At 36.2% G+C, this 16,789-nt stretch carries 15 protein-coding genes; 10 read left to right on the top strand and 5 right to left on the bottom strand.

Going from position 1 to position 16,789, the window contains the following annotated elements:
- Positions 1 to 61 precede the first annotated feature (61 nt).
- Positions 62 to 1,612 (top strand): murein biosynthesis integral membrane protein MurJ, encoded by a 1,551-nt coding sequence (gene murJ / locus ACTJJH_RS13535; protein WP_440601284.1) that lies wholly within the window; start codon positions 62 to 64, stop codon positions 1,610 to 1,612.
- A 48-nt stretch (positions 1,613 to 1,660) separates the two neighbouring features.
- Here murJ and ACTJJH_RS13540 read toward each other — a convergent pair whose 3' ends face one another.
- From ACTJJH_RS13540 to ACTJJH_RS13560, 5 genes are all read right to left on the bottom strand, one after another.
- Positions 1,661 to 2,356: an FKBP-type peptidyl-prolyl cis-trans isomerase gene (locus tag ACTJJH_RS13540; protein WP_032037075.1), complete on the bottom strand. Its 696-nt coding sequence runs from the start codon at positions 2,354 to 2,356 to the stop codon at positions 1,661 to 1,663.
- Between the two features lie 50 nt (positions 2,357 to 2,406).
- Positions 2,407 to 3,132: an FKBP-type peptidyl-prolyl cis-trans isomerase gene (locus ACTJJH_RS13545; protein WP_032037076.1), complete on the bottom strand. Its 726-nt coding sequence runs from the start codon at positions 3,130 to 3,132 to the stop codon at positions 2,407 to 2,409.
- 192 nt (positions 3,133 to 3,324) lie between these two features.
- Positions 3,325 to 5,511 carry a polysaccharide biosynthesis tyrosine autokinase gene (locus tag ACTJJH_RS13550; protein ID WP_440601285.1) on the bottom strand — a complete coding sequence of 729 codons (2,187 nt, stop codon included), beginning with the start codon at positions 5,509 to 5,511 and terminating at the stop codon, positions 3,325 to 3,327.
- Between the two features lie 19 nt (positions 5,512 to 5,530).
- On the bottom strand, positions 5,531 to 5,959 hold the full coding sequence (locus ACTJJH_RS13555; RefSeq protein WP_032037079.1) for a low molecular weight protein-tyrosine-phosphatase: 429 nt from the start codon (positions 5,957 to 5,959) through the stop codon (positions 5,531 to 5,533).
- 4 nt (positions 5,960 to 5,963) lie between these two features.
- Entirely contained in the window at positions 5,964 to 7,064 is a 1,101-nt protein-coding gene (locus ACTJJH_RS13560; protein ID WP_440601286.1) for a polysaccharide biosynthesis/export family protein, read from the bottom strand.
- Between the two features lie 354 nt (positions 7,065 to 7,418).
- On the opposite strand from ACTJJH_RS13560, the gene tviB reads away from it, so the two are divergent.
- The 9 genes from tviB to ACTJJH_RS13605 are packed head-to-tail and all read left to right on the top strand — an operon-like array spanning position 7,419 to position 16,761.
- Positions 7,419 to 8,693 (top strand): Vi polysaccharide biosynthesis UDP-N-acetylglucosamine C-6 dehydrogenase TviB, encoded by a 1,275-nt coding sequence (gene tviB / locus ACTJJH_RS13565; RefSeq protein WP_032037082.1) that lies wholly within the window; start codon positions 7,419 to 7,421, stop codon positions 8,691 to 8,693.
- 46 nt (positions 8,694 to 8,739) lie between these two features.
- Positions 8,740 to 9,738, top strand: coding sequence for a UDP-N-acetylglucosamine 4,6-dehydratase (inverting) (gene pseB, locus ACTJJH_RS13570; RefSeq protein ID WP_032037085.1), 999 nt, complete (start codon positions 8,740 to 8,742; stop codon positions 9,736 to 9,738).
- A gap of 1 nt (position 9,739) precedes the next feature.
- Entirely contained in the window at positions 9,740 to 10,900 is a 1,161-nt protein-coding gene (gene pseC, locus ACTJJH_RS13575) for a UDP-4-amino-4,6-dideoxy-N-acetyl-beta-L-altrosamine transaminase (RefSeq protein WP_032037088.1), read from the top strand.
- Positions 10,901 to 10,902: 2 nt separating this feature from the next.
- Positions 10,903 to 11,592 (top strand): pseudaminic acid cytidylyltransferase, encoded by a 690-nt coding sequence (pseF, locus tag ACTJJH_RS13580; protein WP_440601287.1) that lies wholly within the window; start codon positions 10,903 to 10,905, stop codon positions 11,590 to 11,592.
- On the top strand, positions 11,589 to 12,671 hold the full coding sequence (gene pseG / locus ACTJJH_RS13585; protein ID WP_320124833.1) for a UDP-2,4-diacetamido-2,4,6-trideoxy-beta-L-altropyranose hydrolase: 1,083 nt from the start codon (positions 11,589 to 11,591) through the stop codon (positions 12,669 to 12,671). Before pseF ends, pseG begins: the two co-directional genes overlap by 4 nt.
- The gene (gene pseH, locus ACTJJH_RS13590) at positions 12,664 to 13,563 is read left to right on the top strand and encodes a UDP-4-amino-4,6-dideoxy-N-acetyl-beta-L-altrosamine N-acetyltransferase (RefSeq protein ID WP_032037093.1); all 900 of its coding nucleotides are present in this window, start codon (positions 12,664 to 12,666) and stop codon (positions 13,561 to 13,563) included. The genes pseG and pseH overlap by 8 nt, the downstream gene beginning before the upstream one ends.
- 26 nt (positions 13,564 to 13,589) lie before the next feature.
- Positions 13,590 to 14,627, top strand: a complete 1,038-nt coding sequence (pseI, locus tag ACTJJH_RS13595) for a pseudaminic acid synthase (RefSeq protein WP_001166640.1) — start codon at positions 13,590 to 13,592, stop codon at positions 14,625 to 14,627.
- A complete protein-coding gene (locus ACTJJH_RS13600; protein ID WP_032037096.1) occupies positions 14,628 to 15,833 on the top strand; it encodes an oligosaccharide flippase family protein in 1,206 nt (401 codons plus the stop codon).
- Entirely contained in the window at positions 15,817 to 16,761 is a 945-nt protein-coding gene (locus ACTJJH_RS13605; RefSeq protein ID WP_032037097.1) for a glycosyltransferase family 52, read from the top strand. Before ACTJJH_RS13600 ends, ACTJJH_RS13605 begins: the two co-directional genes overlap by 17 nt.
- Positions 16,762 to 16,789 lie beyond the last annotated feature (28 nt).

A 16,789-nucleotide genomic window follows, 5' to 3' on the forward strand; every position in this document is an offset into this window, starting at 1 on the left:
ATTTCACAACGAAAAGATTTTCTAGTTTCATTACAATAGCGTCTTTCGAATATAGCTGTAGGTGAGTGCGATGGCATTGTGGCGATCGACTTTTATTGTCAGTGCAATGACGATGTTGTCACGAGTGTTAGGGCTCGTGCGTGACGTCGTATTGCTCAACGTGTTTGGTGCAGGTAAAGATTTTGATACCTTCGTCGTCGCTTTTCGTATTCCCAACTTCTTTCGACGACTATTTGCCGAAGGCGCCTTTTCTCAGGCCTTTATCCCAGTCTTAACTGAATATAAAACAGGTCGAGCACACGCTGAAGTACAGATCTTAATTAGTCGGGTATTTGGCTGTTTGCTAACAGTTATGACCTTACTCACTTTTGTGGCTATGGTTTTAGCACCTGCAATCATCTATATGTACGCACCGGGCTTCCACAGTGATCCAGAAAAGTTCGATTTAGCCGTCAGCATGTTCCGTTTGACTATTCCATATCTAATGTTTATGTCGCTCACGGCTTTTGCTAGCAGCATCTTAAATAGTTATGGCTCGTTTGCCTCACCAGCTTTTTCACCAGTTTTGTTAAATGTAGCGATGATCGCAGGAGCGTGGTGGCTTACGCCGTATATGGCTGAGCCAATCAAAGCACTAGGCTGGTCAGTTGTTGCGGCTGGGGTATTACAGTTAGCGATACAAATCCCTGAATTGTGGCGTAAAAACTTACTGATTCCACCTAAAGTTGATTTTAAACATGAAGGTGTAGAACGTATTTTAAAACTCATGCTTCCAGCATTATTTGGTGTATCTGTGACTCAGATTAACCTACTGTTAAATACGATTTGGGCATCATTCATGCAAGATGGTTCAGTGTCTTGGCTCTACAGTGCCGAACGTATGACTGAGCTACCTTTAGGTTTAATTGGTGTTGCGATTGGTACAGTAATTTTGCCTTCGCTTTCTGCCCGTCATGCAGAGCAGGATCAAGCAAAGTTCCGCGGTATGATCGACTGGGCTGCAAAAGTCATTGTATTGGTAGGATTACCAGCAAGTATTGCTTTATTTATGCTTTCAACACCGATTATTCAAGCATTATTCCAGCGTGGTGAGTTTGATTTACGTGATACACAAATGACAGCGCTTGCGTTGCAATGTATGAGTGCTGGTGTAATTTCTTTCATGCTTATTAAAGTATTTGCACCCGGTTTCTATGCACAACAAGACACAAAAACACCAGTGCGTGTAGGTTTAATGTCAGTTGCAGCTAATGCGGTTTTAAACGTTGTATTTATAGGCTTCTTTAAGCTTATTGATTGGCATGCAGAACATATGGCACTTGCACTAGCATCTTCAGGTTCAGCGTTAGTAAATGCCGGTTTACTCTACTTCTATTTGCATAAGCGTAATATTTTCCGATTTGGTCCGCATTGGAAGAAATTGGGACTTCAATATGGTTTAGCAAACCTTGCTATGATTGCAGCGCTTTGGTTTGGGCTCAATTGGTATAATGGAGAGCTTTCACAGTGGTTACGTGTTGCCGAAGTCGTAGGGCTATGCGTAGTTGGGATAATTGCTTACCTGATCGGTTTAATCCTTACGGGTTTTCGACCTAGAGATTTAAAACACTAAAAATAAAAAAGCGATCATTTAAGATCGCTTTTTTTATATCTAATATATTTATTTTGGCAAAACTTGCAGCAATTCAATATCGAAAATTAAAGTGCTATTCGGCCCAATCGTGTCACCTGCACCAACTTCACCGTAAGCGAGATTAGCAGGGATAAAGAAACGGGTTTTACCGCCTTCTTTCATGGTTTGGAGACCTTCTGTCCAGCCTGCAATCACTTGGCTGAGCTGAAACTCAACTGGATGATTACGTGCGATTGAGCTGTCAAATACAGTTCCGTCGAGTAAACGACCTTCATAATTCACTTTAACACGTGATAGAGCTTTCGGTTTTTTACCTGTACCTTCTTTTAATACTTGATATTGGAGGCCTGATTTAGTCGTGATTACACCCGATTTTTTTGCATTATCAGCAAGAAATGCAGCACCTGCTTGAGCATTTTGTTGTCCTACTTTTTGAAATTCAACAAGCTGCTTAGCTTCTAAAGTTTTTTTATAATCATTAATCGCTTTCGCCATTTCTTCGTCAGTTAAGCGTGCGGTTTTGTTCTGAGCACCTTCTTGTAAACCCTGATAAAAAATATCAAGATTTAGATCTGTTAAAGCATCAGTATTATTACGGCCCATTAAATAGCCATAGCTATAGCTAAATTGTTCTTTCGCCGGGCTTTTATTTGTAATAGGTGCAGCAGCAAAAACAGATAAACTTATCGTTGATGTTGCAATAATTAAACCAATTTTTTTCATGCCGTTTTCCAAAAAAAAAGGAGAGTACTGTTTTACTCTCCTGAATGTATTTATTTCACTGAAATGAGTTCTACATCAAAAATCAGCGTACTGTTTGCTGGAATACCAGGAAGTTCCTGAGGACCATAAGCAAGATTAGATGGAATAAAGAACGTCGCTTTGCCGCCTTCTTTCATGAGCTGAAGCCCTTCAGTCCAACCTGGAATAACCTGATTGAGTGGAAACTCAACAGGCTCACCGCGCTTATACGAACTATCAAATACTTGACCATTAATTAATCGGCCTTCGTAATGTACTTTAACCATAGACTGCGCAGTTGGTTGTTTACCTGTGCCTTCTTTAGTAATGATGTATTGCAAACCAGACGCTGTAGTTTTTACACCAGCTTTTGTTTTATTTTCTGCAAGGAATTGAACATCTGCAGATTCAGACGCTACTCCAGCGGCCTGTTCTGATTTATCTTGTTGTTGCATTTTTTGCTGCAACTCTTTTTCATAAGCAGCAACAGCAGCTTTTAACTCTTCTTGAGTATAAGCACTTGGTTGCTTATTGCGAGCATCATGAATCCCTTTCACAAATGATTTTGTGTCTAGTTCAGGTGGAGTTTGCTGAGCAACTTCGTACCCAAGAACATAACTGATTTTTTCAATTGGAGAGGCATTTTTATTTGCTTTGCTTCCGACTTCTGTGGTCGGATGTTGGCTTGCATAATAAACTGGTACAAGTGCAGCACCGCCTAAAACTACAGCGACAGCAATGGGTAAGGCTTTACTCATAAAAGGTTCCAAAAATAATCATTTGAGTCTAAAAAGGCTGCTTTTGATCTTAGCATGCTTAAGCATAGAATGTTTAAGAAAAAAAACGAGTGGTTTTTTATATATTTTAGTTAGTTTTAGTAGGGATAGACTTAAAAAAATCTTAAATAAAAAAACCGGATCATTTGATCCGGTTCTCTTATCACTTTTCGGTTAATCTTCTTTTTGTGCTTTATATGCATAAGCGTAGTTATAACCATAACCGTAGCCCGCACTAGCACGTTGAATGTCGTTAAGAATAAAGCCGTTGACTTTAACGCCTGCTTGTTCAAAGCGATTAAGCGTTAATTCAAGCTCTTTCATTTGCGACTTAGCATAGCGCGCAACAATTAAGTTCACACCTGTATATTGCGAAATAATAATACCATCGGTTACTGCAAGGACAGGTGGAGTATCAATAATGATGTGGTCATATTGACTTTGTAGCTGTTCAAGTAGTTCTTTAAACTGGTTAGAGCTTAAGATTTCCGAAGGGTTCGTTGGGCTCTTACCACGAGTAATCACGTCTAAGTTAGCAACTTGAGTTTTGTGCAAAACATTTTGTAGATCAGCTTGTCCGCTCAATAATTCAGAAAGGCCTGGTTTAACATCAATATCGAAGTATTTATGCATATAACCACGGCGCATATCCGCATCAATCAATAGTACTCGTTTGTCGCCTTGTGCAAAAATCGTTGCAAGATTCGTCGAAATAAATGATTTACCAACTTCCGGTGAAGGGCCAGCAATCATAATGATATTGTTTTTTGCATTTGCTAAAGCAAAGTGAATCGCAGTACGGATACTACGTAAGCTCTCAATTGCGATGTCATCACCATTTTTAACGGCAAGAATAGGAATACTCTTCTTCTTCTTTAAAATTTTGATACGACTTTCTTGAATTGGAGAGCGAGGTACGGTTGCATAGACTGGTAAATCTAACTCATTTTCAATTTGCCCAGAATCTTTAATGCCTGTACGTAACATATTACGTAATAGGGCAATCAGCGTTCCAATAAAACCACCCACCAAAACGGATAAAATAAGAACTAACAGTTTTCTAGGTTTGATAGGTTGAACAGGTTCAATAGCTGTGTCAACAATACGTACATTACCAATTTCACCGGCTTTGGCAATACGAAGCTGTTGGTATGAGTTTAAAAGAGCTGTATAGAGCTGAGTTTTTACTTCAACTTCACGATAAAGTTGTAAATATTGGCGTTGAACATCTGGTAACTGTTTTAAAGTACTATTGAGTTCACCAATTTGCTTATTAATTGCACTGAGCTGACCGTTAATTTCACGCATTGCCGGATGTTCAGCCGTATATTTTGCTGCCATTTCCGCTTGTTTTTGCTCAAGCTCTGCTTTTTTAGTTTCCAAAGTGATACTTTGGGTTAAATACAGCTCAGATTCTTTAGTCACATCAACTGTATTGTATTGCTGGCGGAATTTATTAAATTGACGTTCTGCATCATCTAGCTGTTTCTTCAAGTCAGGTAGCTGTTCATCTAAAAATTTTAAGGTTTGAGCAGATTCTGCCGAACGCCGCTCAATATTTTGTGCACTATAAGTCGCTAAAATAGCATTTAAGACTTTAGTAATATGTTCTTGATCTTGCCCTTGATAGCTAAGTCCTAATATACCTGTGAGTTTACCTTTTTCTTCTACAGAATAGTCGGAACTAATAGATTTTATAGCTAAAGGAAGTGATAATTTCTTAATATTATAAGTTGAGTCAAATTGGTCTTTTGTAAAGATAGCAACTTTCCATACACCATATGGTCCTGTAACGCTGTTAGCTTGGTTTAATGGAACAGTTAAGATGACTTCTTCAGTATCTGGGTCTGTTAAACGTAAAGACTGTTTATCAAATTCAAGAAGTAAGTTCTTATCTAAATAATAAGCTGGAATCTCAAACTGACGTATATCAAAACTTTTTAAGCCATCTTTAAATAAAACCGATTTTTTATCGTATTCAGTTTTATAATCAGTATCACTCAATAAGCGATGTGCAAATGTATTTTCAGTGCTAGACACCTGTATATTTAAGTGTAAATCTTTAATAACAGAACCTAAAACCAGACGAGATTTTAAAATTTCTATTTCTGCTTGAGCAGGTGATTTTTGCTCAATCATTTGTGATAGATCGCCTAAAAGTGCAGCAGAAGCGCCCTTACTGTCCTCGACCTGAACTAAAGCATCTACCGAATAGGTATCTGGGGTCACACGTAAATAGAGTAGGACACATACAACACTTAAAATAACGCATAGAGCAATGAGTTTCCACTGTGCAATCAGTGAAAAAAACAATTCTTTTAAGTCAATTGTATCTTCGGTATTAGTATTCTGTTGGTTCATATGCTTAAAAATCTATACGTTAAATATAAGGTTTCCAGTCAGCCACGCATTGCTGAATGAGCTGGCAAGTTTCATCAAATACAGCTTGCTCATGCTGGTAAGGATCGGGCACATTTTTATTTTGCCAGTGGCCTAAGCGATAGATTTTACCTTTCGCGAAGGGCCAAGTTTGCTCAATATGCTTTTGTTGGTTATTGCTCATCACTAAAATAAGATCAGCTTTTTTGATGAGTTCGGCATTGAGTTTTCTCGCAATATGAGGTTGCATATCAATGCCTAAACGCTGCATACAGAGTTGTGCTTTATTGTCTGCCTGATGCCCAATGAGTCCTGAAATACCGGCAGATTCAATATTTAGTTGAGGATATTGCTGTTTTAAAAAATATTCTGCCATAGGACTACGGCAGATATTTCCAATACAAACCACTAAAATATTTTTAATTTGCATAAAGTTATTGTCCCAAACGGTCTATGTTATATAAAGCATTTGAGAAAGGAATAATTTGGTTGACAATACGTTGCCAACGAGTTAAACCAGTTGCATCAACATAAACGACATCATTACTACGTAGTCTAAATTGATTCGCTAAACCAAAATCACCAATACTCATTAAATTTAAATGATAAATTTCGGTTGTACGATCATTTGGGTTAGTCCGTACTACATAGATACGGCTAGCACTTGCCGAGTTCGGGTTAATTCCTAAACTTTCACCTAGGGCATCAGTCAATGTCATGCCTTGATCACGCATAGGTAGTGCTTGATTTTTACCTGATTCACCCATCACATAAATTTTTTGGTTCTCACGAGTACTGACATAAATGGTATCGTTCGGCTGAACCAAAAGTTTGTGCAGTGAATAGCCTGCTTTTTCTAAATCAATTGTATTTAGGTTATAAGTTCGACCATTCCGAATCAGTTGAATATAAGTATTATCACCTGTTGTAGTTACGCCACCTGCCATACCCAATGCAGTATAAATACTCACAGGTTGATCGCTTAAATAAAATTGACCACCTTTAGTAACACTACCTTGAACAGAGAAGCGTTGTCCTTCATAAGACACTACACGTACAACCACATCGGGATTTTTTAAAAAACGAGCAAGTTGACTATGTAGCTCACGGTTGACTTGAGCAAGTGTTTTACCAGCTGCTTTGTAGCGACCAACTAATGGAAACTGAATATACCCCGTTTGGTCGATTGGGTAACCATTCGCTTGAACAGATTGCTCATTACTAATGCTATTGAGTGGAGGAGTAATTTCTGGATAAGCCCACAGCTGGATAGAGAGAACATCACCTGGACTTAAACGATAAATAGATTGCTGCGTTTTAAATAAGGATGCGTAGTCGCGCTGATAATCGATTTGAGCTGGTTGTATTGCTGGTAATGTTTCTTGAGAAATTCTAACTACATTAACCGTAGTTCCGAGGTCCGTTTTATAAACTCCCTCACTCGGAATATCATAAGTTTGTAAACCGGAAGTAACCGCACAGCTGGCAGCACTTAAACTTAGGGCAAGAACAGAGAAAAACTGGCAATACTTCACACGCAACCCTTTGTGTATTTATCTTTAATTGATATTGTCCACTGCATAGCGACAAGTGTCTATTAAACGCAGGCTGAACTGATTCTAGCTGAAAAAAAATGAAAAAACATAGAAAAATCGCAAGGCTTTGTATGTTTAGTTTATCTGGAACTAGCTTTTAAGCAGTGGTCACAGTGTAGAAATATTAATAATGTATAATTTTGGCTACATTAAAAAGATTGCTTATAAACGTTGTAAACACATTTATACAATTGACGTACGGCGCTGAATGAAAATCTGATATAGTACGCTGCACTGTTAGTGCCAAAAGCATGATTTATTAGATATAAACTCTAAGGAAAAAGGCTCGTTTATATGCAAATTGCCAAATTAAAAATAGCAATTATTGGGTTAGGCTATGTTGGCTTGCCGTTGGCAGTTGAGTTTGGAAAAAAGGTACCAGTCGTCGGCTTTGATATTTATCAAAAACGTATAGATGAGCTTAAGAATGGTCAAGATCATACCTTAGAAGTTTCACCTGAAGAATTAAAGCAAGCCGTTCACCTCAAATATACTGCTCATTTAGATGATTTACAGGACTCTAATTTTTTTATAGTCACAGTACCTACACCAATTGATGACTTTAAGCAGCCTGATTTAACGCCTTTAATTAAAGCCTCGACGAGTATTGGGCAGGTTTTAAAAAAAGGTGATGTAGTGGTATATGAGTCCACCGTATATCCAGGTGCAACAGAAGAAGTATGTATTCCTGTTTTGGAAAAAATATCTGGACTCAAGTTTAATCAAGATTTCTTTGCAGGTTATAGTCCAGAGCGGATTAACCCCGGTGATACGCAGCACCGCGTAACTAATATTTTAAAAATCACATCGGGTTCCACACCTGAGGTAGCTGATTATATTGATGAAGTTTATAATTTAATTATTGAGGCGGGCACTCATAAGGCACCGAATATAAAAGTAGCAGAAGCAGCTAAAGTAATTGAAAACACTCAGCGCGATGTCAATATCGCTCTAATTAATGAATTGGCACTTATTTTTAATAAATTAGATATTGATACCGAAGATGTACTTAAGGCTGCTGGCACGAAATGGAACTTTTTACCATTCCGACCTGGATTGGTTGGGGGGCATTGTATAGGTGTAGATCCCTATTACCTTACACATAAAGCCCAGTCTATCGGATTGCATCCCGAAATTATTTTAGCAGCTCGGCGCTTAAATGATCGTATGGGTGAGCATGTGGCGACTCAGCTTATAAAAGAGATGGTTAAACAGCGAATTCAGGTCGTTGGTGCCCGTATTTTAGTAATGGGGCTCAGTTTTAAAGAAAATTGCCCTGATATTCGTAATACAAAAATTGTTGATTTTATTAAAGCGTTGAAAGAATACGATTTAGATTTAGATATCTATGACCCGTGGGTAGATGATACAGAAGTACAACACGAATATGGTTTAGCGCCAATTAAAGAATTACAACAAGGCTTGTATGATGCGATCGTTATTGCCGTTGCCCATAATCAGTTTAAATCAATGAGTGCACATGAGTTTCATGCCTTAGGTAAAGAAAAGCATGTACTTTATGATTTGAAGTATGTTTTAGATAAATCAGAGACCGATATCAGACTTTGATATTATTTAGGCTAATAATTTTAATTTGTTTAAAAATGAGGAAGAGATGTTACAAGGCTCAACAATATTAGTAACTGGTGGAACAGGTTCTTTTGGTAATACATTTGTTCCAATGACATTGGAAAAATATAATCCTAAAAAAATAATTATTTTTTCTCGCGATGAAATGAAACAATGGGAAATGGCGAAAAAATTTAAAGATGATAAACGTGTTCGGTTTTTCATTGGTGATGTGCGTGATAAAGAACGCTTATATCGTGCTTTAGATGGGGTTGATTATGTTGTGCATGCTGCAGCAACAAAAATTGTACCAACTGCTGAGTACAACCCTTTTGAATGCATCAAGACTAATATTAATGGTGCAATGAACTTGATTGATGCATGTATTGATAAAAAGGTAAAAGGTGTTGTTGCTCTTTCAACTGATAAGGCAAGCAGTCCAATTAATTTGTATGGTGCAACAAAACTTGCATCTGACAAATTATTTGTTGCTGGTAATGCGTACTCTGGTGAACATGGTACAAAGTTCTCTGTTGTACGTTACGGTAACGTAATGGGATCTCGTGGGTCAGTTATTCCTTTCTTTATGTCAATTAAAGATAAAGGTGTGCTGCCAATTACAGATGACCGTATGACTCGCTTTATGATCTCGTTAGAACAAGGTGTAGAACTTGTTTGGCATGCATTTGAAGATATGGTTGGTGGTGAAATTTATGTGAAAAAAATTCCATCAATGAAAGTGACTGATCTTGCTGCAGTGGTTGCTCCTGAAGCTAAACAAGAAGTTGTAGGTATTCGTCCAGGTGAAAAATTACATGAGCAAATGATCAGTATTGAAGACGCTTATTATACTTATGAATATCCAGAGCATTATAAAATCCTACCTGTAATCAATGATTGGGCGGAAACACAAGAACGTATTAAAGACGGTAAACGAGTTCCAGAAGGTTTCCACTATTCTAGTGATAATAATACTGAATGGATGAGCCCAGAAGAATTACAAAAATGGTTAATTGAAAACGCTGAGAAAGTAGGAAATATCTAACATGTCTATCCCATATGGCAAACAAAATATAAATCAGGCTGATGTTGATGCAGTGGTTCAAGTCCTCCAATCTGACTTTTTGACACAAGGTCCTCAAGTTCCTTTATTTGAAAAATCAGTAGCAGAATTAGTTGGGGCGAAATATGCCTTTGCTATGAATAGTGCAACATCAGCTTTACATGTAGCTTGTTTGGCATTGGGATTGAAAAAAGGAGATGTCCTTTGGACATCTCCGATTACTTTTGTTGCATCGGCTAATTGTGCATTGTACTGTGAAGCAGATGTTGATTTCGTCGATATTGACCCAGATACCTATAATCTTTCGGTTAATGCTCTAAAAGCCAAATTAGAAATTGCAAAGCAAAATAATAAATTACCAAAAATTGTAGTGCCTGTGCATTTATGTGGTCAGCCATGCGATATGGAAAAAATTCATGCGCTTTCGAAAGAATATGGCTTTAGTGTTATTGAAGATGCATCTCATGCAATTGGGGGTAAATATAAAGAAAGTTATATTGGTTGTAACCAGTATTCCGATATTACAATCTTTAGTTTTCATCCAGTCAAAATTATTACAACAGCTGAAGGTGGAATGGCGCTTACCAATAATGAAGATTTAGCTAAGAAAATCGATTTATTACGTAGTCATGGCGTTACAAGAAACCCGGAATTTATGACCAAACCATCAGAAGGCCCTTGGTACTACCAACAGGTTGAGTTGGGATATAACTATCGCATGACCGAATTACAAGCTGCATTAGGGGTTACACAGTTGACTCGCTTAGAAACATTTGTGGCTAAACGACATGAGATTGCTAAAAAATATAATGAGCTCTTAAAAGATTTACCGTTAATTACTCCATACCAATTACCGGAAACATATTCTGGTTTGCATTTATATGTTATTCGTTTAAAGCTAGATGAATTGAGTAAAGGGCGTAAAGAAATTTTTGAGATATTGAGAGAAAAGGGTATTGGAGTAAATGTGCATTATATTCCAGTGCATACCCAACCTTATTATCAACAATTAGGCTTCAAAAAAGGCGATTTCCCTGAAGCAGAAGCTTATTATGAAGCTGCTATTAGCTTACCAATGTTCCCTGATTTGACTGATGAGCAAATTCAATACATTTACCAGACACTAAAAGAGGTGTTGGTATAATAATGCAACTGGCGGTTATTCCTGCGCGAGGTGGAAGCAAAAGAATTCCTCGTAAAAACATTAAAGACTTCTACGGTAAGCCCATGATTGCATGGTCTATAGAAGCAGCACTGAAAAGTGAATGTTTTGATGAAGTCTGGGTCTCGACTGATGATCAAGAAATTGCAGATATTGCAGTTAAGTTTGGAGCGAAAGTTCCATTCCTGCGACCAGCTCATTTGTCTGATGATTATGCAACTACAGCAGATGTCATGCAGCATACGATACAAGCTTTTGCACAATTACGGGGGCAATCGCCAGACTTTGTTTGCTGTTTATATGCGACAGCACCGTTTGTACAGGTTGATGATCTGAAAATTGGGTTACAGCTATTACAATCTCACCCGCTAGATTATGCTTTTAGTGCAACGACTTTTGCTTTCCCGATTCAAAGAGCTATTAAATTGAATAAGGAGGGTAATGTTGAGATGTTCCAACCAGAAAACTTTAATAAGCGTTCTCAGGATTTAGAAGAAGCGTGGCATGACGCAGGGCAGTTCTACTGGGGAACGGCACAGGCGTGGCAGGAAAAATATCCAGTTTTCTCAAGCAAGTCTCGAATTGTCGAGCTCCCTAGAACACGTGTGCAGGATATTGATACCCTAGAGGATTGGCAATTAGCAGAGATGTTATTTGGGGCTTTGAAATTATGATAATGCGGATAGGCTTTAGAGTTGATGCTGCTAAACATATTGGAACTGGTCACCTACAGCGCTGTTTAACTCTTGCTAATTATTTAAAGGCAAAGGGGCATCAATGTATTTTCTATTGTAGAGACTATGGGCAAGCTTTTTATAATTTAGTATTGAATGCAGGCTTCCAACTTGAAATTATAGGCCAAACAACAATTGGCAGTTTGCCAAAGTCGGAAAAAGACTGGTTAGGCGTAAGTATAGAAAAAGATAGTGAAGACTTTATTGAAAAAATAAAAGAGAAAACAATAGATATCTGTATCGTTGATCATTATGCATTAAATATTAACTGGGAACGGATTATTCGGAAGCATGTTTCGAAGTTAATTGTTATAGACGATTTAGCTCGTGAACATGAATGTGAAATTCTATTAGACCAAAACTTTTTCCCATATTATAAGCAGCGCTATGATCTTACAACGCCATTAACAACTATTAAGTTGTTGGGGCCGGAATACTGCCTTCTTAAAAAAGAGTTTAGTCTGTTTAGATCATTGAGAAATCAAGAACAAATTAATAGTAATAAGATTTTGATTAACTTTGGTGGTGTAGGTAATTTTACACTTTTGCAAAAAGTTATATCTGTAATTAATCGTGTGGATAAATATGATTATATTTTAATTACAGGAATGTTGGAGAAAGAGCGATTTCAGTATTTAGAGGGCTTGGTTGTTGATAAATCAAATATCAAAATTATGCAATCATCATCAAATATGGCTGAATTAATGAATAGTTCAAGTTTTGCTATAGGGGCTTGTGGCTCAACGGTTTGGGAGCGTTTTTGTTTAGGGTTAAATGCAGCGTTAGTACAGGTAGCAGATAACCAGCGTATCTTATTAGGATATTTGGCTGAGGAAGATTTAATTGATAATTTAGGCGATTGTAACGCTTTAACAGAAGATCGATTATTCGAATTTTTAAGTAAATTAGATTTCACCAGTGTTTCTTACCGTCAAAGAAGAATCAAAATAATGGCACTTGTTGATGGGCTTGGTGTTGTCAGAACATGTGAAAAAATCTTGGAGTTAAGTAATGTTTAAAGGAAAAATAAGACCAGTCCAACTGAAAGACGCAGAAATGATTTTAACATGGCGTAATCAAGATTCTGTCCGTATGAATATGTATAACCATGATATTATTGAATTAGATGCTCATCTGAAGTGGTTTAATTCTATTTTGGTAAATGATACTTGTCGTTATTTTATTTATGAACAAAATAATACACCATTAGGTGTGCTCTCCTTCAATGATATCGATTTCAAAAATAAGAAAGCATCTTGGGCTTTTTACTCTGGAGATACCACGGTACGAGGTATTGGTTCTGAGATGGAGCAACTGGCATTAGATTATGCTTTTAATGAATTAGATTTAAATAAATTATGTTGTGAAGTTTTAGAGTTTAATTTTGCTGTTGTTAATTTCCATCGCAAATTTGGTTTTAAAATGGAAGGCATTAAGAAGCAGGATTACTATAGAGACGGTAAATTCTATGATATCTATCAGTTAGCTCTGTTCAAAAAAGATTATCAAAAAATACAGTCGCAAGCTTATAGCCCAATAGAAAAAAGTTATGTATGGAGTTTTTCTATTCCAGAGGAAAAAATTGATCAGTTTGCTACCTTGTCTGGCGATAAAAATCCTGTTCATCTGGATAAAGAGACTGCGATTTCACTGGGTTTTGAAAATAGAATCGCCCATGGCGCTTTACTTGTTGCTGAGATATCAAAAGTTGCAGCTATGGACTATCCAAGTAGAAATGCAATTTATTTAGGACAAAACCTTGATTTTAAAGCCCCGATTTATCCAAATGTAGAGCTTACCGGAAAGGCGAAGTTAAAAACACAAATAGGACGTTATGTCATTATTGAGTATGGTGTTTATCAGGAAGAAAAACTTATAGCTCAAGGCGAATCCGAGTTTTTATTAAGCTAGTATTATCCATAAGATAGGTGAAGTAAATGCAAATAAATCATAGAAATATTGGTATACAGTATCCACCTTATGTGATAGCTGAGCTCTCTGCAAACCATAATGGGCATTTGGAAACTGCACTTAAAATTATTGAAGAAGCTAAGCGCTGTGGTGCAGATGCTGTTAAGTTACAAACTTACAGTGCGGATACTATTACATTAAACAGCCAAAACGAAGAATTTATGATTCGTGGTGGTTTATGGGATGGGCAGTCTCTATATGAGCTCTATCAAAAAGCACAAATGCCATGGGAGTGGCATAAACCGCTTTTTGACCACGCGCGTGCTTTAGATATTACAATTTTTAGCTCACCATTTGATCGGACTGCAGTTGATTTACTTGAAGACCTTAATGCACCAGCATATAAAATTGCCTCTTTTGAAGCGGTCGATTTGCCATTAATTAAATATGTAGCTTCAACCGGCAAACCAATGATTATTTCAACAGGTATGGCGGACAAAGAAGAAATTGGTGAAGCAATTCAAGCTGCTTATGACGGTGGTTGCAAAGAGCTTGTAGTTTTGCATTGTGTAAGTGGTTACCCTGCTCCAGCGGAAGATTATAATTTGCTAACTATGGTTGATATGGCAAAATCTTTTAATGTTCAAGTAGGATTATCTGATCATACCTTAGATAATACAACTGCAATTGCAGCGGTTACATTAGGTGCATGTGTTATTGAAAAGCATTTTACACTCGACCGCAATGGTGGCGGACCAGACGATAGTTTCTCTTTGGAACCCATAGAATTACAACACTTGTGTCAATCTGCAAAAACTGCATGGCAGGCACTTGGTCGTGTAGACTACGGTAGAAAATCAAGTGAACAAGGTAATGTTAAATTTAGACGTTCACTTTACTTTGTAAAAGACTTAAAAGCAGGTGATGTGATTGACGAATCAAGTATCCGTAGTGTACGCCCAGGGTTCGGTTTACCACCTAAATTTTATGATGAAATTCTAGGGAAAAAAGTGACGCAGAATATTAGTTTAAACACACCAGTAACGATGGATGTTATTGGCTAAATGCGGGTATTAAAAGATAGCTTTATTTATTTGATTGGGGAGCTTTTTGCAAAAAGTCTCCCTTTTCTGATGTTGCCTTACCTAACAAGAAAGCTTGGACCAGATGGCTTTGGTGAGTTGTCTTACTATTTAACTATGCTGTCGTTGTTTGGTATTTTTGTCGGTTTAAGCCAAGATGGGGCAGTTACACGCTATTTCTATTTTTATGGTAAAAAAGCTTTAAATACAGTTGTTAAGGCAGGCTATTTATTTAATATAGTTATTTCTTTTGTCCTGCTACTTGCTTGTTGGTGGTTTAAAGCCGAAATTATGGCATATGTTGTTCTAGCAACAATGTTTCAGTCTTTTGTCACTGTTCAGCTTGCTTTAAGACAGTGTCAAAAGCAGCCACTTAAATATATTGCGATTCAAATTATATTGTCTTTAACCAATGTTTTATTTACCGTTGCAGCTCTTGAATATTTTACTCAAGATTTAGTAGCTTATCGAATATTGGCGATTATTGTAGCAAACCTTACAACATTCGTGATCGCAAGTTTAGTATTAGGAGATCTCTTTAGAGATAATTATCACTTTACATGGCAAAGGTTACGTTTAAGCCTCTTTTATATTTTTTCGTTTGGGCTGCCACTTATTTTACATCAGTCCAGCTTTTTCATTAAAGGTCAGTTAGATCGTATTTTTATCTATCAACAATACTCAAAAATAGATTTAGGTATTTATTCTGCAGGCGTACAAATTGCAGCCGTGTTGCCAATTATTCTTATGGCGCTCAATAAAGCAATAGTACCATATTACTATCAAGGCCTTAAAGATAACTCGTTAACTATAGCTAAGATAAAAAAATATACATTGTATAGCTTGCCTATAAGTATACTACCAGCAGTAGTAGGTTGGCTGCTGCCTGAACAAGTATATCTTTGGTTTTTAGGGCAAAGTTATGTTGGTTCAAAGTACTATGTCATAATGTATTTACTGGGCTTCGGAGCAAATCTTCCTTATCTTATGTTAGTGAACTACTTTTTTTATCATGGTAAAAATTTGATGATTTCTAAAATAACAACGTTATCGTCAATCGTGTATCTAGTCTTTTTATATTTCTTTGCAAAGGAATCAATAGAGTTAATCCCTTATGCATTATTGATAAGTAACTTTGTATTGCTAGTCATTTTTTGGAAGAGAATAAATTATGCAAAAACAAGCTAATAAAAACTTGTTGGTTTGCTTAACACCATTACAAATGTTGATAGCATCAAAAATAATAGATCAGAATCCTGCATCGTATGATGTACTATGTCTTTCATATAATGAAAATAAAAAATATGATTATTATTTTAATAATATTTCCAAGAAATGCGATTTATCTTGGAAATTCTTAGTCAGATCTAAAAGTAAAATTTATCGAATATTTGATTTTTTTCGATTTAAATTTTTTTTATTAACATTGACTAGAAATAAATATAATAATGTTTATTTGGCTAGTATTGATAATCCATTCTTACATATACTTTTATCAAAATTAAGTAAAAATAATATAGCTACTTTTGATGATGGTACTGCGAATATCTATAAAGAAAGTGTTTATTATAACTATCAAAATAAGAGCAGAGTTCAAGATCTAATTCTAGCGTTGCTAGGAAATATATATAGCACACAGGATGTGGTAAGTGAAAGCAGTAAACATTATTCTATTTATAATAACTATAGTAATATAATAGAAAATGTTAGTTTTATATCTCTTTTTAAGCAAAAAGAAACTGTAGTAGAAAAAAAGAAAGTGAAAATATTTTTAGGACAACCTTTTAAAGATATAAAAGGTATTAATACTGAGAAAATACTAAACTTTATTGAAAGTTTGAAAATTGATTATTATTTTCCCCATCCACGTGAAGTGGAGAAATATAATAATTTTAAATATATAGATTCCTCATTGATATTTGAGGATTATATTGTAAATATATTGAAAGATGGTTATTTTGTTGAGGTTTATACGCTATTAAGCACAGCAGCTTTGAATGTAGCATCATTAAAAAATGTAAGAATCAAAGTGTTATGTGAAAAAGATTTAAATATTAATTATTTTCAATTCTATGAAATTTTTAAAAACATAGAGTGTGATGTAATTGATTTTTAATGGATATTTCTCAGTCTTATGTAATAGG

Source organism: Acinetobacter sp. 22301, from assembly GCF_052045285.1.
In the GTDB taxonomy this organism is placed as follows: Bacteria; Pseudomonadota; Gammaproteobacteria; order Pseudomonadales; family Moraxellaceae; genus Acinetobacter; species Acinetobacter pittii.